Here is an 18,277-nt window from a genome sequence, read left to right on the forward strand (position 1 = left end):
GGGTGCGGACCGGCCCCTCGTGCGTGCGGTGCGGCCTCAGACCTCCTGCAGCCGGCGACGGCGCGAGGCCGTCGTCAGGCCGAGACCCGCAGCCAGGGCCAGCAGGCCCAGGGCGAACGGGGCACCGAGGTCGGCACCGGTGTAGGCCAGCTCGGCGTCGGACGCCGAGCTGTGGGTGACCGCGGCCGGGGCGACGCGCCCGGTCGAGACCACGTGGGCGGCCGGGGCGGCCGCGGGGTGGACGACCGCCACCGGGTGGGCAGCCGGCGCGGTGGCCGGGTGCTCAGCGGGGGCGGCGGGCTGAGCCGGGGTCACGGGCTCAGCCGGGGTGGAGGGCTCGGTCGGGTGCTCCGGACCAGGGGCGGGGCAGGTGCCGACGCACCCGCCACCGGCGGTGGTGTCGCCGTGCGCGTCCACGACGATCACCGCGTCGCCGCCGTTGCCGCCGGTGCTGGTGTTGGTGGCAGCGCCGGTGGTGGTGACGGGGTTGCAGTTGTCGTGGCTCTTGTAGTTGAAGCACACGACGACCACGGTGGCCTCGCTGGAGGCGTAGCCGAGGTTCCGGCCGGAGCCGCCCTGGGCGTTGCCGCTGTTGGTCGCCGTGTTCCCGACGGCCGTGCCGCCACCGGCGCGGACGCCCGCGACGACCTCGGTGGTCGCCGAGCTGGAGCCGCCGAAGGAGACGGCCTCCGAGGAGCCGGAGACCGCACCGCGGGTCGCGGTGCCCCCACCGGCGCTGGTGTTCCCACTGGCGGAGACGGCGATGCCGCCGTTCCCGCCGTTGCCGCCGGTGCTGGTGTTGGTGGCTGCGCCGGTGGTGGTGACGGGGTTGCAGTTGTGGTCGCTCTTGTAGTTGAAGCAGACGACCGTGACCGAGGCGCCGCTGTAGGCCGAGCCCAGGTTGTGGCCGTTGCCGCCGGTGGCGCTGCCCTCGTTCAGGGCCAGGTTGCCCTGGGCGGTGCCGCCGCCGGCCCGGACCGGGGCGGTGACGACGGTGCCGGCGCTGGCGCCGCCGAGGCCGACGGCCTCGGAGGTGCCGGTGGTGGAGCCACCGGTGGCGGTGCCGCCGCCGGCGCTGGTGGTCCCGCTGGCGGAGACGGCGATGGTGCCGTTCCCGCCGTTGCCCCCGGTGCTGGTGTTGGTGGCTGCGCCGGTGGTGGTGACGGGGTTGCAGTTGTGGTCGCTCTTGTAGTTGAAGCAGACGACGACGACGGTGGCGCCGCTGTGGGCCGAGCCGACGTTGGAGCCGTTGCCACCCTGGGCGCTGCCGCTGTTGATGGCGTCGTTGCCGATGGCGTCGCCGCCGCCGGCCCGGACCGGGGCGGTGACGACGGTGCCGGCGCCGGTGCCGCCGAAGCCGACGGCCTCGGAGGTGCCGGTGGTGGACCCGCCGGTGGCGCTGCCGCCGCCGGCCGTGGTGGTGCCGGTCGCGACGACGGTGATCGTGCCCGCGCCGCCGTTGCCGCCGGTGCTGGTGTTGGTCACCGCGCCGGTCGTGGTGACCGGGTTGCAGGTGCTGTGGCTCTTGTAGTTGAAGCACACGACGGTGACGACGGCGCCGCTGGTGGCCGAGCCGACGTTGCTGCCCGCCCCGCCCGTGGCGTTGCCGTCGTTGCCGGCGAGCTGGCCCTCGGCGGTGCCGCCGCCTGCCCGCACCGGGGTGGAGACGACGGTCCCGGCCACGCTGTCGTACTCGTAGCCGTTGACCCGCAACCACTCGAGGAAGTCGCCGAAGTCGACGCTCTCCGCGCTGGCCGTCACGCTCCCGCCGGTGGCGGTCCCGCCACCGGCCGTGGTGTTCCCGCTGGCGCCCACGACGATCGTGCCCGCGCCGCCGTTGCCGCCGGTGCTGGTGTTGGTCGCCCCGCCGACGGTCGTGGTCGGGCTGCAGTTGCCGTCGCTGTGCAGGTCCTCGCAGCCGACACCGACGCCGGCCCCGCTGGTCGCCGACCCGGCGTTGTCGCCGGCGCCGCCGGTGGCGTTGCCGCCGTTGCCGGCCAGGGTGCCCGTGGCCGTGCCGCCGCCGGCGGTGACCGGAGCGCTGACCGCGGTCGAGGCCCCGGTGTCCGAGCTGCCTCCGCCGGTGCCCACGGACTCCGAGGACGCCGTGACGGCAGGTGCACTCGCGGTGCCCCCGCCCGCCGCGGTGTCCCCGCTGGAGGTCACCGCGACGGAGCCGGCGCCGCCGTTGCCGCCGGTGCTGGTGTTGGTGGCCGGTCCGACGCTGGTCGTCGGTGAGCCGTTCCCGTCGCTGTGCACGTTCGTCGCCTCGACGGCGACGGTCGCGCTGCTGGTGGCGGAGCCTGCGTTGCTGCCGGCCCCACCGGTGGCGTCACCGGTGTTCTCGGCGGTGGTGCCCTCGGCGCTGCCGCCCGGGGCGGAGACACCTGCGTCCACGACGGTGACCGCGGTCCCGTCGGTGGAGCTGGAGGTCGCGGTGACCTCCTCGGCGCTGGCCGCCGCCTGACCGAGGAGGAAGAGCCCCCCGGCCATGGTGGCGACGGCCAGGCCGTTGCGCACAGTTCGGTTCATCTGGGTCGTCCTTCTGCCGGGTGCGCACCGTTGCGCACCGCTGGGTGATGGGAGGAGCGGCACTGCGAGGCGCTCGCCGGGTTCGGCGGGGTGCCCCCCGTGGGCACGCCGAGTCGGGCAGCGAGGGCCGGGCGGCCGGCTCAGTCGGGGCGGGAACCCGGGTCGTCGTCGGTGGCGACGACGGGGGCCACGGCGGCGAGGGTGCGCGCGGTGGCGGTCCCGGCCTCGAGGGCGGGGCCGGCTGTGGTGAGGACGGCGAGGGCCTGGTCCCCGGTGGCACCGGAGCCCTGCCCGGGCCCGGCGGTGGTGGAGGTGGCGCAGCCGACGGTGACCGCGAGGGGCGCGCCGGGCGAGCCGGGCACCGGGGGTGCCATCGGGCCGGTGGGGTCGCCGGGGCCGGGGCCGGGGCCGGGGTCGGCGTTCGGGAGCAGCGCCGGGCCGGGGGCGATCTCGGTCTGCTCCGTGACGGCCGTGTGCCCGGTCGGGGTGTCGTCGCCCGCCGGCCGGGTGTGCCGGCCGGTGCCGGTCCGGGACGACGGGTCGGCGGTCGCGCCCGTCCCGGTGGGGACGCCGCACTCGGCGGCCGGCAGAGCGGTGCCGACCGTGGTGCCCGGCGGTGTGCCATCGGCCGGGACCACGGTGGGTGCTGCCTGGTCGGCGGCCGCCTGGTCGGCGACGACCTGGTCGGCGGCCGCCTGGTCGGCGACGACCTGGTCGGCGGCCTCGGTGGTCGTCGTCCCGGCGGGGTCGGCAGCGGGCTCGACGGACGGAACGGCCACGGGTGCCTCGGCCGGGGCGAGGCCCGCATCGGGGGCGGGCCCCGCATCCGGCACGGGTGCGGGGGCCGGTGTGGCCGTGGGGTCGGGCGCGGGATCGGACGGGGCCTCCGGTGCTGGGGCAGGGTCCTCCTGCACAGCCGACAGCACGACGCTGGAGGTCGCGGCCGGACCGGTGTCCGTGCTGCTCAGGGGGTCGTCCACCGGTGCCGACACGGCAGGAGGGTCCTCGGGGGCCGCCTCCGTGGGCGTCTCGACGGGGTCGGTCGGCGTCTCCTCGACGGTCTCCGCGGGTGCGGTCGACTCCTCGGGCTGGGCCGCCGCCGTGTCCGGCGCGGGTGCCTCGTCCGCGGACGCCGGCCCGCCGAGGGCGGCGAGCGCAGCCGCCGACCCCAGCCCGAGCACGGCTCCGGTGAGCAGGCGTCGGGTCCACGGCCGACCCCGGGACGGCGGTCGGCCGCCCTCGGGGAGATCGGCCTCGAACACGGGGCGAAAGCTAGGGAGCGCGCCCGCAGATCACCAGGAGTAGTGAGATCCAGGGCACAATGACGGCGTGTCGTGCCCAATGGCTCGACGAACCGTTCCGTCTCGAACACGCAGGGTGAGATGGACAGAGAACCGGCTCGACGTGGTACCGCAGGTGGTATCACCCGGACGGCGTACCGGGGGGTGCGAGATGGCGATGACGCTGCGACTGACGGCGGCCCAGACCGAGGCGCTGCGGCGACGGGCGCGGGTCGAGCACGTGTCCATGCAGGACGTGGCGAAGCGGGCGCTCGAGGACTACCTGGCCCTGCACGACGAGGCGACGCCGCTGGACCTCGTGCTCGACACGGAGCTGGACCGGCACGGGGCCGCGCTCCGGGAGCTGGCCCGGTGGCGGGACTGACGGTCGCGGACCTCCTGCAGATCGCCGAGCGGGTGGTCGGACCGGAGGTCCGGATCCGGGACCGGGGTCTCCTCGTGGCGGCGCTGGCCCGGGTCGAGGCCACCGACGGGGACCAGGACGTCTACGGCTCCACCGCGGAGAAGGCGGCCGCGCTGCTGCACTCCCTGGTCACGGCCTCGGCGCTGGCCGAGGGCAACCGGCCCTTCGCGCTGGCCGCGGCGCTGACCCTCATGGCGATGGCCGGCGAGCCGTCGGCCGTCTCCGACGAGGACGCCGTCGCCCTGGTCACCGAGATCGTCACCGGCCGGGTGGAGGCGGTCCCCGTGATCGCCCACCGGCTGGCGGGGCGCTGAGCAGGACACACGCCCGTCACGCGAGCGGGGGGTCGGCGCTGCACACGTAACGACATCTCGTTCCCGACGTCACCGCACTGGAACCTGGCGGGCCCACGGTGGGTCCATGACACAGCGGGTGCACGACGCGCACCGCCACCTCGGCGTGCTGCCCGCGTTCCCGTTCTACGGCGGTCCGCCGGTCAACCCCGACACCACCGCCCGGGCCACGATCGCCGAGCTGCAGGCCGACCTGGACCGCGAGGGCACCGAGTGCGCGCTGGTCATCCCCAACTACGGGGTGCCCGACCCGAGCGCGTCCTTCGCCCTCAACGAGCTGGTCGTCGAGGCCGCGCAGACCGACGAGCGGATCCGCGCGGGGCTGTGGACCAGCCCGCGGCCGCAGGACGCCGTCGCCACCGAGAAGGCGCTCGCGCTCGCCGGTGAGCAGGGCGTGAGTGCGTTGAAGCTGTCCTTCCTGCTGGGCGGACGGGCCACCGACGAGGCGTGTCTCCCGCAGCTCGACAGCATCTTCGCCACGGCCCGCGAGCACGACCTCGTCGTCCACGTGCACACCAGCCCCGGCGCGGCCAGCGACATCGACGAGGTGGGCCAGCTGGTCGACCGGTACGCCGACGACGTCGCCGTGCACCTGGTGCACATGGGCGGCGGGATGAGCGGCCACATCAAGCTGATCGGTCAGAGGTTCTTCGCCTGGGTCGCCGAGGGCAAGCGGGTCTACACCGACACCAGCTGGGCCATCGGCTTCGCCCCGCGCTGGTTCGCCGCCGAGATCGAGCGGCACGGCATCGGCCACGACCGCGTGCTCTTCGCCTCCGACCAGCCTTGGGGCGACTTCGAGGGCGAACACGCCCGCCTGGCCGCGGCCACCGGGGACGGCGAGCTCGCCGACCTGGTCTTCCGCGGCAACTTCGAGCAGCTCCACCGCCTGTCCTGACCCTGCAGCACCCCAACCCACGGAGGAACCAGTGACCACACCGCTCGCCACGCCCGAGGAGATCAAGGCCAACGCCGAGGCCAGCCTCGCCGAGGTCCCGCACCCCTCGCTCCCCAAGGGCAGCAACCTCTACGGCTCGACCAAGATCTTCCCGGACTACCAGGCCGGTGAGGGCGAGAGCTACCTGACGCTGGTGCACGGCATCGCGCACGAGTCCTCGGTCAGCTTCGTGGCCTGCCTGCAGGCCCTGCGCGCGCTGCGCAAGGGCTACGAGTCGGTCCTGTACTTCTACGGCCCGGCCGCGATGAACGCCATGGCCACCCGGGGCTTCCCGACCACCGGCGACTCCGCCTTCCCCGGTGAGCAGAACATCAACAGCCAGATCGAGAAGTTCATCGAGGAGGGCGGCACGGTCTACGTCTGCCGCTTCGGGCTCAGCCTGCACGGCCTCCGCGAGGAGGACCTGATCGCCGGCTGCATCCCCTGCCACCCGCTCGACGTGCAGGACGCGCTGATCCACTACGCCCGCAAGGGCGCGATCATCAACTCGACCTACAACCTCTAGTCGCCCGGCCATGACCCGGACGACGAGCACCCGCGTGGACGTCGCGATCCTCGGCGTCCGGGTCGACGCCCCGGTCCGGCGACGGGCCGGGGCGGGCCCCAGCGACGACGGGCACGTCCTGCTCAACGGGATGGGCACCGCGCTGCCGCTCGACGCCGACAGCCCCTACTCGATCAGCGGGGGCCGGCTGCTGCTGGACGGCGCCGACCTGGGCTTCGACGCCGAGGCGATCGAGCGGCCCCGCTTCTACGACCTGTCCACGGCCGACGGCGTGCCCTACGAGAAGCTCGCCCGGCTGCACGGCAAGGACGTGCTGGCCACCACCGTGGTGCAGACCTGCATCCGCTACGACGAGGCCGACCGCTGCCGGTTCTGCGCCATCGAGGCATCCCTCGCCGCCGGCTCCACCACCGCGGTGAAGACCCCGGCCCAGCTCGCCGAGGTGGCCGAGGCCGCCGTCCGGCTGGACGGGGTGCGGCAGATGGTGCTCACCACCGGCACCACCAACGGCCGGGACCGCGGCGCCCGGCACCTGGCCCGCTGCGTCCGGGCGATCACCGCAGCCGTGCCGGGGTTGCCGATCCAGGTGCAGTGCGAGCCCCCGGCCCCGCACGACCTCGACGCTATCCAGGAACTGAAGGACGCCGGCGCCACCGCGATCGGCATCCACGTCGAGTCCCTGGACGACGACGTGCGCGGCCGCTGGATGCCCGGCAAGGCCAGCGTGCCGATGAGCCAGTACGACGCCGCCTGGGCCGAGGCGGTGCGGGTGTTCGGGGCCAACAGGGTGTCCACCTACCTGCTGGTCGGCCTGGGCGAGGACCCCGACGAGCTCGTGGCCGGGGCGCTGGACCTGGCCCGACGCGGCGTCTACCCCTTCGTCGTCCCCTACCGCCCGCTGGCCGGCACGCTCGCGATGGCCGACGGCATCGGGGCGCCCGACCCCGCGGTGCTGGAGGACGTGACCACCCGGGTCGCGGCCGGGCTGCGTGCGCTGGGCATGCGGGGCGCCGACCAGGGCGCCGGCTGCGCGGCCTGCGGGGCGTGCAGCGCACTCCAGGCGGCCGGCGCGTGAACGACCTGCAGTCACTGGAGCGCAACGTGCTCCTGGTCGACCACCGGCAGGCCGTCGTCTCCCCTGGCTGGCAGCTCGAGCAGGCCGACGCCGCCGGGGTCCGGGCCCACCAGGAGCTCCGCCGGCAGGCCTTCGTGGAGGCCCAGGGCCTGTTCGCCGGCTCCGACCTCGACGAGGCCGACGCCGACGACCGCACCGTGGTCCTCGTTGCACGTGGAACACGCGGCGAGGTGCTCGGCGGCGTGCGGCTGGCCCCGGTGGGTGCCGACGTCGGCTGGTGGACCGGGTCCCGGCTGGTCGTGGCCCCGGACGGTCCGCCCGGGGTCGGTCCGGCGCTGGTCGCCGCGGCCTGCGCCCGGGCCGAGCAGGCCGGTGCGCTGCGCTTCGACGCCACCGTGCAGGACCGGTACGCCGGGCTGTTCACCCGGCTCGGCTGGCAGACCGTCGGCCCGACGCTGCTCGCCGGCCGCCCGCACACCGCCATGACGTGGCCGATCGGCCGTCTGGCTGCCCTGGCGCGGGCGACCAAGTCCCCGCTCGGTGGCCTGCTGGCCGGCTTCCAGCTGGGCGGCGCCGGGTTCGTCGGGGACGACGGTGCCCCCGTGCCCGGCACCGACGTGGTCGCGGCGTGCGACGCGATCCTGCCCTCGATGGTCGAGCGCGACCCGGAGTGGGCCGGCTGGTGCGGGGTGCTGGTCAACGTCAACGACCTGTCCGCGATGGGCGCCGCCCCGCTCGGGCTGCTGGACTCCATCGGCGCCCGGGACGCCTCCTTCGCCGCCCGGGTCGTGGCCGGACTCCGTGCCGGGTCGCAGGCCTGGGGCGTGCCGGTGCTCGGCGGACACACCCAGCTCGGCGTGCCCGCGGCACTGAGCGTGACCGCGCTGGGCCGCACCGACCACCCGGTCCCCGGCTCCGGGGGGCGGCCGGGCCAGCAGGTGCGCCTGACCGCCGACCTCGGCGGCGGGTGGCGCCGCGGCGCGACCGGCCGTCAGTGGGACTCCACCACCGGCCGGACGACGGCGGAGCTGCAGCTGATGGGCTCCGTCGTCGCCCGCACCGCCCCGGCCGCGGCGAAGGACGTCTCCATGGCCGGGCTGGTCGGCACCCTCGGGATGCTCGCCGAGGCCAGCGGCTGCGGGGCGGTGCTCGACGTCGCCGCCGTGCCCCGCCCCGACGGCGCCACGGTCGGGGACTGGTTCACCTGCTTCCCCGGCTCGGCCTTCCTCACCACCGACGACGCCGACCGCCCCGTCGCCCCCGCAGGCCCGGCGACCAGTGCCACCTGCGGCGAGCTCGTCCCCGGCTCCGGCGTGCGGCTGCGCTGGCCCGATGGCTCGACCACCCCTGCCCTGACCGGTCCGGTGACCGGTCTGGGTGCCTCCCACCCCACGGAGAACTGACATGGCCACCACCACGGTCGCCGCGGTCGCCGCCCCCTTCGGGCGCGACCTCGACGAGACCTTCGCCCGGATCGAGCTCCTCGTCGCCGACGCGCGTGCCCGGGGGGTGCAGCTGCTCGCGCTGCCCGAGGCCACCCTCGGCGGGTACCTGGCCTCGCTCGGGGACCACGGGGTGGCCGAGGTGCTGCCCGAACACGCCCTGCCGCCGGCACTGGACGTCGACGGGCCGGAGGTCGCGCGCCTGGCCCGGATCGCGGGGGACATGGTGGTCACCGCGGGGTTCTGCGAGTCCGACGGCACCGACCGGTACAACACCGCGGTGGCCGTGACCGGCGACGGCGTGCTGGGTGTGCACCGCAAGGTGCACCAGCCGCTGGGGGAGTCGAACTCCTACGCGGCCGGCGACGGCTTCCGGGCCTTCGACACTCCCGTGGGCCGGATCGGGATGATGATCTGCTACGACAAGGCCTTCCCCGAGGCCGCCCGCACGCTGGCGATTGACGGCGCGGAGATCGTGGCCTGCATGTCGGCGTGGCCGGGCTCGCGGACCGGGGCGGTGGCCGACCTCGCCGAGGACCGCTGGACCCGTCGCTTCGACCTGTTCGACCAGGCCCGGGCGTTGGAGAACCAGATCGTGTGGGTGTCGGCGAACCAGTCGGGCACCTTCGGCTCCTTGCGCTTCGTGTGCAGCGCGAAGGTGGTCGGTCCCGGCGGAGACGTGCTGGCGACCACCGGCGTCGCGCCCGGCACCGCGGTGGCCGGCGTCGACGTCGGTGCCGCGCTGGAGGGCGCCCGCCGCGCGATGGGGCACCTGCGGGACCGCCGTCCCGACACCTACGGTGTCGGGGCCGTGGCGTGACGCTCACCGAGACCGCGCCCACCCGGACCGGGCTGCCCACCCACGTGCCGGTCGCCGTCGTCGGCGGGGGACAGGCCGGTTTGTCGCTCTCCTGGCACCTCGTCCAGCGCGGGATCGAGCACGTCGTCCTGGAGCGGGAGACCGTCGCCCACGAGTGGGTGGACGCCCGCTGGGACACGTTCTGCCTGGTCACGCCCAACTGGCAGTGCCAGCTGCCCGGCTGGCCCTACGCCGGGGACGACCCCGACGGGTTCATGCTGCGCGACGAGATCGTCGAGTACGTGCGCTCCTACGCGGCGTCGTTCGACCCGCCGGTGCACGAGGGCGTCGCCGTCACCCGGCTGTCCCCGGCGCCGGCGGGGGGCTACCTGCTGACCACCAGTGCGGGGGAGCTGCACGCCGACCAGGTCGTGCTGGCCGTCGGCGGCTACCACCTGCCCGTCGTCCCCCCGTACGCCACGGCGCTGCCCGCGCGCGTCACCCAGCTGCACTCCCAGCAGTACAAGAACCCCGACCAGTTGCCCGACGGCGACGTGCTCGTGGTCGGCACCGGGCAGTCCGGCGCGCAGATCGCCGAGGACCTGCACCTGGCGGGCCGACGGGTGCACCTCGCCGTCGGCAGCGCCCCCCGGATCGCCCGGCGGTACCGCGGCCGCGACGTCGTCGCCTGGCTGCACGACCTCGGCCACTACGACATGCCCGTCGAGCAGCACCGGGACGGCGAGGCCGCCCGGGTGGGCACCAACCACTACGTCACCGGCCGGGACGGCGGTCGCGACATCGACCTGCGGACCTTCGCGAGCCAGGGCATGCAGCTCTACGGCACCCTCACCGGGCTGACCGGGGGCCAGTTGACCTTCCGCCCGGACCTCACCGCCCACCTGGACCACGCCGACGCCGTGGACGACTCGGCCAAGGACGTCATCGACCGGCACATCGCCGCCGCCGGGGTCGACGCCCCGACCGAGCCCCGCTACGTGCCGGTCTGGGCGCCGGCTGAGGACCCGGTGGCCCTGGACGTCGAGGAGATCACCAGCGTGGTCTGGGCGATCGGCTTCCGGGCCGACTGGTCCTGGGTGCAGGTGCCGGTGTTCGACGGCCGCGGCTACCCGACCCACCACCGCGGTGTCACCTCGGCCCCGGGCCTCTTCGTGTTGGGCCTGCCGTGGCTGCACACCTGGGGGTCGGGCCGCTTCTCCGGCATCGCCCGGGACGCCGAGCACGTGGCCGACCGGATCACCGAGCTCAGCGCCGCCGGGTCGCCGACCGGGCTGGGGCCGGCGCTGGCGGCCGCCGCGGCGTCGTCGGCCTCCCGCATGGCGTGAGGGTCGCCGCCGTCTCGGCGCACTTCGGCCGGGACGTCGAGCCCTGCCTGGCCAAGATCGAGGCGATCACCGCCGACGCCCGGGCGCGGGGCGTCGACCTGCTGGTGTTCCCCGACGCCACCATCGGCGGGTACCTCGGCGGCTTCGGTGCGGTGGGGGCGACCGGCATGCCGCCGGCGTTCCCGGCCGACGACCCGGTCTTCGACCGGCTCGCCGCCGCGGCCGGACCGACGGTGGTCTGCCTGTCCTGGCGGGAGTCCGACGGCGGCCGGTTCTTCAACAGCGCCGTCTGCCTGACCGGGGACGGCGTGCTCGGCCGGCACCGCAAGGTGCACCAGCCGGTGGGGGAGGTCGCGGCCTACGCCGCGGGTGACCGCTTCACCGCCTTCGACACCCCCGTCGGTCGGCTGGGGATGCTCGTCGACTACGACAAGACCTTCCCCGAGGCCGCCCGCACCCTCGCCGGCGACGGCGCACAGCTGCTGGCCTGCCTGTCGGCCTGGCCGGCCTCGCTCACCGACCGGGCACCCCTGCTGTCCCAGGACCGGCAGTCCCGGCTCTTCGACCTCTACGACTGCGCGCGCGCCGCGGAGAACCAGGTGGTCGTGGTCTCGGCGAACCAGACCGGCACGATGGGCCGGCTGCGCTTCCTCGGCCAGTCCAAGGTGGTCGGCCCCGGCGGGGACGTGCTCGCCCGCACCTGGGCCAAGGCCGGGCTCGCCTGCGCCGACCTGGACGTCGCCGCCGAGGTCAGCCGCTCCCGGCTCAACCTCTCCCACCTGCGCGAACGCCGTCCGGAGGCCTACGCGTGAGGATCGCGCTGCTCACCTACTCCACCAAGCCCCGGGGCGGGGTCGTGCACACCCTGGCCCTGGCCGAGGCGATGGCCCGGGCCGGGCACGACGTGCACGTCTGGGCACTGGGCCGCGGTGGTGACGGTGCGTTCTTCCGCCCCGTCGACCCCCGGGTGACCCTGCGGCTGGTGCCGTTCCCCGAGCTGGCGGGCGAGGACGTCGGCGCCCGCATCGTGCGGTCGATCGCCGTGCTGGGGGCCGCCTTCGGCGGTGACTACGACGTGGTGCACGCCCAGGACTGCATCTCGGCCAACGCCGTCCCGGACTGCCTGCGGACCGTGCACCACCTCGACGTCTTCACCACCCCGGAGCTGGCCGCCTGCCACGAGCGCGCGATCGTCACCCCGCGGGCCCTGGTCTGCGTCTCGGCGGCGGTCGCCGCCGAGGTGGCCACCGGCTGGGGCCGGGTCGCCACCGTCATCCCCAACGGCGTGGACGGCGCCCGGTTCGCCGTCGCCGCCGGACCCGACGGGGACGCCGGGCGGCGCCGCTGGCGCGACCGGCTCGGCAGCTACGTGCTGGCCGTCGGCGGGATCGAGCCGCGCAAGGGCAGCCGGGACCTGGTCGAGGCGATGGCGCTGGTGCAGCGGGAGCGGCCCGACCTGGAGCTGGTGGTGGCCGGTGGGGAGACCCTGTTCGACCACCGCGCCTACCGGGCCGACGTCGAGGCCCGGGCCGCGGAGCTCGGCGTCGTGCCGGTGGTCCTCGGGCCGGTCGCCGACGACGAGCTGCCCGCCCTGGTGGCCGGCGCCGAGGTGTTCGCCTTCCCCTCGACCAAGGAGGGCTTCGGGATGGCCGCGATGGAGGCCCTGGCCGCCGGCGTGCCGCTGGTGACCCGGGACCTCCCGGTGCTGCGCGAGGTCTTCGGCGGCGCGGCCGCGTTCGCCACCGACCCAGCGGGCTTGGCCGCGGCGCTGCTCGCCGGTGCAGGCCCGCGGGATCCTGCCCGGGCCGAGGCCGGCCGGGCGCTGGCGTTCGGGCACGACTGGGACGCCGCGGCCGCCGCGCACCTGGAGCTGTACGCGTCCCTGCGCTGATCCTGCGGAGAACGGAACGCACGCCTCACGGCGCGGACACGGCGCGGAAACGACGCGGCGTGACACTCGGGTCCAGAGCACGACGAGACCGTCCACGCCGGGGCGGGGCGAGGGGGCAGCACCGTGACGCGGAACCAGAAGCCGTCGGTCTTCCAGCTGGGCGAGGTCCGCGAGGAGGACGGCGTCACCGTCGTCGCCGGCTGGGGCCTGGGCATGTGTGCGCCCCAGTGCCGCTGCCACCGCGACCCCGCCGACGGTCAGCTGCAGATCCTCGAGGACCACGCCGCGGGCACCCTGGGCCTGCGCAGCTTCGGCGCCGACGGGGACTGCGACTGTTGCGAGCCGTGGACGTCGGCCGAGCTGTGCGCCGTGCTGCGCGACGCCGCGGCGGTCGAGGCGCTGGAGTGCCAGGAGCCCGCAGCAGGCTGACCGCCGCGATGGACGCCACACCGCGTGGCGACCCCACGCTGTGCCTGCGTGTCGTTACCGTCCGCCAGGACGCGCTCGGAGATCCACTCCTCCCCAGGTGGACGGGCGCCCGCTGGAGGCCCTCGTGACTGCCGCGACTCGACCGACGACCCGACGCACGACTCGTGCTGCCGCCCTCGCCGTGGCCGTCGGCTTCGCCGTCACCCTGGTCCCCGGGACCGCGACCGCCGCACCCGCCACCGCCGCTGACGCCGCGACCGCGGTCGCCGAGACGTCCCGGCAGGTGGAGGTCCTGGCCGAGCAGGTCAACGACGCGCAGCTGGCCGCCGACGCCGCCCTCGCCGACGCCGCCACCACCGACGCGGCGGCCGACGTCGCGGACGCCGACGTGGCCGCGCTGCAGCCCCGGGTCCGTGCGCTGGTGCTCAGCGGCATCCTGTCGGGCCCGCAATCGGGAATGGAGCTGGTGCTCTCCAGCGAGTCCGCCGACGAGGCCCTGCAGCGCTGGGCGCTCTACGGGCAGCTGACCGACAACACCAACGACCTGCTGGCCGACCTCACCGTCGCCCAGGACGCCGCCGCCGCGGCCCGGGCCACCTCCGACGCCGCCGCGGCCGCCGCCACCGCCGCGCTGGACGCCGTGACCGCGCAGCAGACCCAGCTCGAGGCCGATCTGGCCGGCTACGAGGCCGACTTCGCCCGGCTCAGCGCCGTCCAGCAGGCCGCCGTCGTCACCGCCGTCGCCGGCCCCGAGGTCTCCGGCGCCCAGACCGCCGCGGCCGCTGCGGCCGCACCGGCCGCGGCCCCGACCGAGGCCGCCGCGATCGCGGTGCAGACCGCGCTGGCCCAGGTCGGCAAGCCCTACGTCGTCGCCGCCTCCGGCCCCAACGGCTTCGACTGCTCCGGCCTGACCCAGTTCGCCTACGCCGCCGCCGGGGTCTCGCTGCCGCACTCCAGCCGCACCCAGTCCACGATGGGCGCCGCCGTCTCCCGCGCCGACCTGCAGCCCGGCGACCTGGTCTTCTTCTACTCCCCGGTAAGCCACGTCGGCATGTACATCGGCAACGGCCAGATGGTGCACGCCAGCGTCAGCGGTCGCCCGGTCGCCGTGACCAGCGTCGACAAGCCCGGCTACGCCGGCGCCCGCCGCCCCACCGCGTGACGAAGGACCCGATCGCCCCCCAGGACGCGCTCCGCACGCCCCGGGTCCCTGCGACCGGGCCGGCGGCTCACCCTCGGGACGAGGCCGGCTGCGGGGCACGCCGGTGCTCACGCACCTTCCACACCACGACGCCGACGACCACCACGGCGCCGACGACGATCGCTCCGCCGCGACCGACCTGGGTGGCCACGGTCTCCCACGAGGCGCCGGCCAGGTAGCCGATGGCCACCGCGGCGACGCCCCAGAGCACCCCGCCGACGGCGTTCCAGGCCAGGAACGTGCGGTAGCGCATCCGGGCGACCCCGGCCAACGCCGGGGTGACCGCGCGCAGGAACGCGGTGAGCCGGGCGAGCAGGACGGCCGGGCCACCGTGTCGGGCCAGGGTGTCCGAGGCCCGCTCGATGCCGGCGGAGTGCCGCTGGGCGATCCTGCTGCGCAGCAGGCGGGGGCCGGCGCGCCGGCCCACCTCGTAGCCCACGCTGTCGCCGGCGATCGCGGCGGCGATCACCAGTGCACCGAGCAGCCACACGCTCAGCCGCCCCTGCTCGGCGGCCACCCCGCCGAGCACGACGGCGGTCTCGGCGGGGACGACGAACCCCACGAACAACGCCAGAAGGACCCGGTCGCCCCCCACGACCCGCTCCGCGGTCCGTGGGCCCCTGCGACCGGGCCGATCGAGCAGGGCGGTCACGAGCGGTCGGTGCCCGCCCTGCTGGACGGGAGCTGGTAGGAGCCTGCGGGTCAGCCGCCCTCGCGCATGCCCCACGGGGAGCCGTAGGCGGTGAGCAGGTCCAGGAACGGCTGGCTGTCGAAGGCCTCCGGGCCGAGCACGCCGGCCCCGCTCCAGGTGCCGGCCGCGACGAGCTCGAGGGCGACGACGGGGTTCACCGCGGTCTGCCAGACCACGGCCTGGTGGCCGTACTCGCGCATGGACCACTCGTTGTCGACCACGTGGTACAGGTAGACCTGCCGGGGCTCGCCGTCCTTCCCGGTGCCCGAGACCCACAGCCCGGCGCAGGTCTTGCCGGTCATCGCGTCACCCAGGGTGGCCGGGTCGGGCAGGCAGGCGGCGACCACGTCGCGCGGGCTGACCTGCACGCCCTTCACGGTGACCGGCGCGGTCTTGTCCAGGCCGACCTTGTGCAGTGCCTTGAGGACGTCGATGAACTCGGTGCCCAGGCCGTACTTGAAGGTGACCCGCTTCGCGTCCACCCAGCGCGGCATGAGTAGCACCTCCTCGTGCTCGACGTTCACGCACTCGACCGGCCCGATGCCCTCGGGGAACTCGAACACCTCGGGCTCGCTGAAGGGCGCGGTGGTGAAGAACCCGCGGCCCTCCTCGTAGACCACCGGCGGGTTGAGGCACTCCTCGATCGTGGTCCAGATGGAGAACGACGGGGCGAACTCGAAGCCCTCGACCTCCAGGTTCGCGCCGTCCCGCACCCCCAGCTCGTCGATGGAGGAGAAGAGGTGGTCGGCGGCGTAGCGGGCGAACACGTCGGACAACCCGGGCTCCACGCCCATCCCGACCAGCGCGAGCTGCCCGGCGGACTCCCACTCACCGGCGAGGGCGAACTGCTCGTCGCCGAGCTTCACCCCGGTCTCGGTGTACGGGTTCTCCGGGTGGGGGTGCGACAGGGACATGGCCATGTCCACGTAGGTGGCGCCGGCGCTCAGTGCGGCCCGGAACAGCGGCATCACGAACCGCGGGTCGACGGCGTTCATCAGCACGTCGCAGCCGCGCTCGGTCAGCAGCGCCGCCACCGCGGCCTCGTCCCCGGCGTCCAGCGACCCCACCGCGCTGAAGCGCGTGTCGCCCCCGGCGGCGGCGACCACCTTCTCCGCGCGCGCCCCGTCGTAGTCGGCCACCACGACGGCCTCGAAGAAGTCACGGCGGGCGGCGATGGCGGCGAAGGCGCTGCCGACGCCGCCGGCTCCGACCAACAGGATGCGCATGGGGGTCCTCTCTCGCAGGTGGCGCCGACCCTAGGGGACGACCAGCACGTTCGCGACGGCATCCGTCGCTGCACCAACTCGTAACACGGGAAACCCTTGTGGCAGCGGGCTCCACCTGCGATAACCGTCGCATGACCGAGTCAGGGACCTCCCGGTGAGCACGCCGACGCCGCGGACGGAGGCGCAGCCGCAGCTGAAGTCCGGCGCGATCGGCTTCGTCGACGCACTGGTCATCGGGCTGGCCTCGACCTCACCGGCCTACTCGCTGGCCGCCGTCGTCGGGGCCGTCGTCGCGTTGGTCGGGGTGTACGCCCCGGGGGTCTTCCTCGCCTCGTTCGTGCCGATGCTGCTCATCGCCTCGGCCTTCTACTACCTGAACCGGGCCGACCAGGACTGCGGGACGACGTTCTCCTGGGTCACCCGGGCGATGGGCCCGTGGATCGGCTGGCTGGGTGGCTGGGCGATCGCGATGACCGGGGTGCTGGTCATCGGCTCCCTCGCCGACGTCGGCGTCCGGTTCGGGCTGCTCGCGCTGCAGCTGGACTCCCTCGCCGGCAACACCTTCGTCGTCCGCACGCTGACCGTGCTGCTCATCATCGCGATGACCGCGGTGTGCGTGATCGGCACCGAGTTCAGCGCCAAGCTGCAGAACGGGCTGATCATCGCCCAGGTCGGCGCGCTGCTCGTCTTCGCCGGGATCGCGCTGGTCAAGGGCCTGTCCGGGGACGGCGTGGAGGGCGGTGGCCTGACGCCGTCCCTGTCGTGGCTGAACCCCTTCGGCGCCGGCGGGGCCGCGCTGACCGGCGGGCTGCTGCTCGGCGTCTTCATCTACTGGGGCTGGGAGTCCGCGGTCAACCTGACCGAGGAGACCCAGGACTCCGAGTCCACCCCCGGCAAGGCCGCGATCGTGTCCACCGTCGTGCTGCTGGTGACCTACCTCGGCGTGACCATCGCGATCCTCAGCTACTTCGGGACGGCGTTCCTCGCCGACCGGTCGGGGGAGGAGGAGACGATCTTCGCCACCCTGGCGACCGAGGTGATGGGCCCGTGGGACTGGGTGCTGCTGGCCGCGGTGTCCACCTCGGCGATCGCCTCCACCCAGACGACGATCCTGCCGGCGTCGCGCACCGGGCTGTCGATGGCCCGGCGGCACGCGATGCCCTCGTCCCTGGCCCGGATCAGCCCCCGCTTCCGCACCCCGGACGTCTCCACCTGGACCGTCGCGGCGATCGCGATCGCCTGGTACCTGGTGGTCAACCTGATCAGCGAGAACGCGCTGTTCGACTCCCTCACCGCGCTCTCGCTGCTGATCGCCTTCTACTACTCCCTCACCGGCATCGCCTGCGCGGTGTTCCACCGGCGCCAGCTGACCCGCAGCGTGAAGGACCTCCTGCTCATCGGCGTCGGCCCGGTGATCGGCTCGCTGCTGCTCATCTGGCTGCTCGTCGAGTCCATCGGCGACCTGGCCGACCCGGCGAACTCCTACAGCGGGGTGTCCTGGTTCGGGGTGGGCCCGCCGCTGGTGATCGGGATCGGCATCTTCCTGGTCGGCGTCGTCTTCATGTTCGTGTGGCGGGTCAAGGACGCCCGCTTCTGGGCCGAGAAGACGACGACGGCCGAGCGGCTGCAGGCCGACATCGCCGCCGGCCGCAGCGCAGCAGCCGTCGAGGACCCCGCCCCGTGACCGTCTGGGAGATCTGAGTGAGCATCGTTCTGGGTTACGACGAGTCCCCGGGCGCCCGCCGCGCCCTGGGCCTGGCCATCGACCTGGCCGCCAAGCTGGACGAGGAGCTGGTGCTCGTCTACGGCGCCGCCCCGCCCGGCGTGGTCGGCGAGGAGGCCGGCGAGCACGGCAAGGCGCTGGCCGAGATCGGCCGGACGGCGCTCGCGCACGCGGTCACCGCTGCCGACGCGGCCGGCGTCGCGACGGTCGTCGAGGTGGTCGCCGAGAAGCCGGTGCCCGCGCTGCTCGCGGCCGGGGACCGGCACGAGGCGCGCGTCATCGTCGTCGGCACGTACGGCGAGAGCCCCCTGCGCGGCGCGTTCCTGGGCTCGGTGGCCTACAAGCTGCTGCACCTGTCCACCCGCCCGGTCCTCTGCGTCCCCGCCGAGCCCGAGTGACCGG

Annotated in this window: 18 protein-coding genes; 14 read left to right on the plus strand and 4 right to left on the minus strand. The window is 74.9% G+C overall.

Annotation, left to right across the window (positions count from 1 at the left end; genetic code table 11):
• Window positions 1–36: 36 nt before the first annotated feature.
• A complete protein-coding gene (locus ASG36_RS10740) occupies window positions 37–2,532 on the minus strand; it encodes a hypothetical protein (RefSeq protein ID WP_157498761.1) in 2,496 nt (831 codons plus the stop codon).
• Between the two features lie 140 nt (window positions 2,533–2,672).
• The gene (locus ASG36_RS21920) at window positions 2,673–3,311 is read right to left on the minus strand and encodes a hypothetical protein (RefSeq protein ID WP_157498762.1); all 639 of its coding nucleotides are present in this window, start codon (window positions 3,309–3,311) and stop codon (window positions 2,673–2,675) included.
• Window positions 3,312–3,990: 679 nt separating this feature from the next.
• Between ASG36_RS21920 and ASG36_RS10750 the strand changes: the two genes are divergently transcribed.
• From ASG36_RS10750 to ASG36_RS10805, 12 genes are all read left to right on the plus strand, one after another.
• Window positions 3,991–4,197: a hypothetical protein gene (locus ASG36_RS10750; RefSeq protein WP_055764951.1), complete on the plus strand. Its 207-nt coding sequence runs from the start codon at window positions 3,991–3,993 to the stop codon at window positions 4,195–4,197.
• Window positions 4,185–4,550, plus strand: a complete 366-nt coding sequence (locus tag ASG36_RS10755) for a hypothetical protein (RefSeq protein ID WP_055763624.1) — start codon at window positions 4,185–4,187, stop codon at window positions 4,548–4,550. Before ASG36_RS10750 ends, ASG36_RS10755 begins: the two co-directional genes overlap by 13 nt.
• A gap of 106 nt (window positions 4,551–4,656) precedes the next feature.
• A complete protein-coding gene (locus ASG36_RS10760; RefSeq protein ID WP_055763626.1) occupies window positions 4,657–5,487 on the plus strand; it encodes an amidohydrolase family protein in 831 nt (276 codons plus the stop codon).
• 31 nt (window positions 5,488–5,518) lie between these two features.
• The gene (locus tag ASG36_RS10765; protein ID WP_200944432.1) at window positions 5,519–6,052 is read left to right on the plus strand and encodes an MSMEG_0572/Sll0783 family nitrogen starvation response protein; all 534 of its coding nucleotides are present in this window, start codon (window positions 5,519–5,521) and stop codon (window positions 6,050–6,052) included.
• 10 nt (window positions 6,053–6,062) lie between these two features.
• Entirely contained in the window at window positions 6,063–7,127 is a 1,065-nt protein-coding gene (locus ASG36_RS10770) for an MSMEG_0568 family radical SAM protein (protein ID WP_055763627.1), read from the plus strand.
• Window positions 7,124–8,530, plus strand: a complete 1,407-nt coding sequence (locus ASG36_RS10775) for an MSMEG_0567/sll0787 family protein (protein ID WP_200944433.1) — start codon at window positions 7,124–7,126, stop codon at window positions 8,528–8,530. Before ASG36_RS10770 ends, ASG36_RS10775 begins: the two co-directional genes overlap by 4 nt.
• A gap of 1 nt (window position 8,531) precedes the next feature.
• Window positions 8,532–9,389, plus strand: a complete 858-nt coding sequence (locus ASG36_RS10780; protein WP_055763630.1) for a carbon-nitrogen hydrolase family protein — start codon at window positions 8,532–8,534, stop codon at window positions 9,387–9,389.
• Window positions 9,386–10,714 carry an MSMEG_0569 family flavin-dependent oxidoreductase gene (locus ASG36_RS10785; RefSeq protein WP_082523012.1) on the plus strand — a complete coding sequence of 443 codons (1,329 nt, stop codon included), beginning with the start codon at window positions 9,386–9,388 and terminating at the stop codon, window positions 10,712–10,714. The genes ASG36_RS10780 and ASG36_RS10785 overlap by 4 nt, the downstream gene beginning before the upstream one ends.
• Window positions 10,711–11,526, plus strand: a complete 816-nt coding sequence (locus ASG36_RS10790; protein WP_055763632.1) for a carbon-nitrogen hydrolase family protein — start codon at window positions 10,711–10,713, stop codon at window positions 11,524–11,526. The genes ASG36_RS10785 and ASG36_RS10790 overlap by 4 nt, the downstream gene beginning before the upstream one ends.
• A complete protein-coding gene (locus tag ASG36_RS10795) occupies window positions 11,523–12,605 on the plus strand; it encodes an MSMEG_0565 family glycosyltransferase (protein ID WP_055763634.1) in 1,083 nt (360 codons plus the stop codon). Before ASG36_RS10790 ends, ASG36_RS10795 begins: the two co-directional genes overlap by 4 nt.
• Window positions 12,606–12,728: 123 nt before the next feature.
• Window positions 12,729–13,034, plus strand: coding sequence for a hypothetical protein (locus ASG36_RS10800; RefSeq protein ID WP_055763637.1), 306 nt, complete (start codon window positions 12,729–12,731; stop codon window positions 13,032–13,034).
• Between the two features lie 181 nt (window positions 13,035–13,215).
• On the plus strand, window positions 13,216–14,196 hold the full coding sequence (locus tag ASG36_RS10805; RefSeq protein WP_235494854.1) for a C40 family peptidase: 981 nt from the start codon (window positions 13,216–13,218) through the stop codon (window positions 14,194–14,196).
• Window positions 14,197–14,263: 67 nt separating this feature from the next.
• Here the strand turns inward: ASG36_RS10805 and ASG36_RS10810 are convergent, their stop codons facing one another.
• Window positions 14,264–14,830 carry a DedA family protein gene (locus ASG36_RS10810; protein WP_162245189.1) on the minus strand — a complete coding sequence of 189 codons (567 nt, stop codon included), beginning with the start codon at window positions 14,828–14,830 and terminating at the stop codon, window positions 14,264–14,266.
• A 107-nt stretch (window positions 14,831–14,937) separates the two neighbouring features.
• On the minus strand, window positions 14,938–16,152 hold the full coding sequence (locus tag ASG36_RS10815; protein ID WP_055763639.1) for a saccharopine dehydrogenase family protein: 1,215 nt from the start codon (window positions 16,150–16,152) through the stop codon (window positions 14,938–14,940).
• Window positions 16,153–16,306: 154 nt separating this feature from the next.
• Here ASG36_RS10815 and ASG36_RS10820 point away from each other — a divergent pair, with 154 nt between their 5' ends.
• Complete coding sequence (locus ASG36_RS10820; RefSeq protein WP_055763641.1) at window positions 16,307–17,836, plus strand: APC family permease; 1,530 nt, start codon at window positions 16,307–16,309, stop codon at window positions 17,834–17,836.
• A 17-nt stretch (window positions 17,837–17,853) separates the two neighbouring features.
• Window positions 17,854–18,273, plus strand: coding sequence for a universal stress protein (locus ASG36_RS10825; protein WP_055763643.1), 420 nt, complete (start codon window positions 17,854–17,856; stop codon window positions 18,271–18,273).
• The last annotated feature ends 4 nt before the right edge of the window (window positions 18,274–18,277 follow it).

The organism is Geodermatophilus sp. Leaf369 (genome assembly GCF_001424455.1).
In the GTDB taxonomy this organism is placed as follows: domain Bacteria; phylum Actinomycetota; class Actinomycetes; order Mycobacteriales; family Geodermatophilaceae; genus Klenkia.

What these genes read in the sequence shown, in the direction of transcription:
- ASG36_RS10740 (WP_157498761.1), bottom strand. Translation starts at nt 2,532, where the DNA reads ATGAACCGAACTGTGCGCAACGGCCTGGCCGTCGCCACCATGGCCGGG.
- ASG36_RS10750 (WP_055764951.1), top strand. Translation starts at nt 3,991, where the DNA reads ATGACGCTGCGACTGACGGCGGCCCAGACCGAGGCGCTGCGGCGACGG.
- ASG36_RS10760 (WP_055763626.1), top strand. Translation starts at nt 4,657, where the DNA reads ATGACACAGCGGGTGCACGACGCGCACCGCCACCTCGGCGTGCTGCCC.
- ASG36_RS10770 (WP_055763627.1), top strand. Translation starts at nt 6,063, where the DNA reads ATGACCCGGACGACGAGCACCCGCGTGGACGTCGCGATCCTCGGCGTC.
- ASG36_RS10780 (WP_055763630.1), top strand. Translation starts at nt 8,532, where the DNA reads ATGGCCACCACCACGGTCGCCGCGGTCGCCGCCCCCTTCGGGCGCGAC.
- ASG36_RS10815 (WP_055763639.1), bottom strand. Translation starts at nt 16,152, where the DNA reads ATGCGCATCCTGTTGGTCGGAGCCGGCGGCGTCGGCAGCGCCTTCGCC.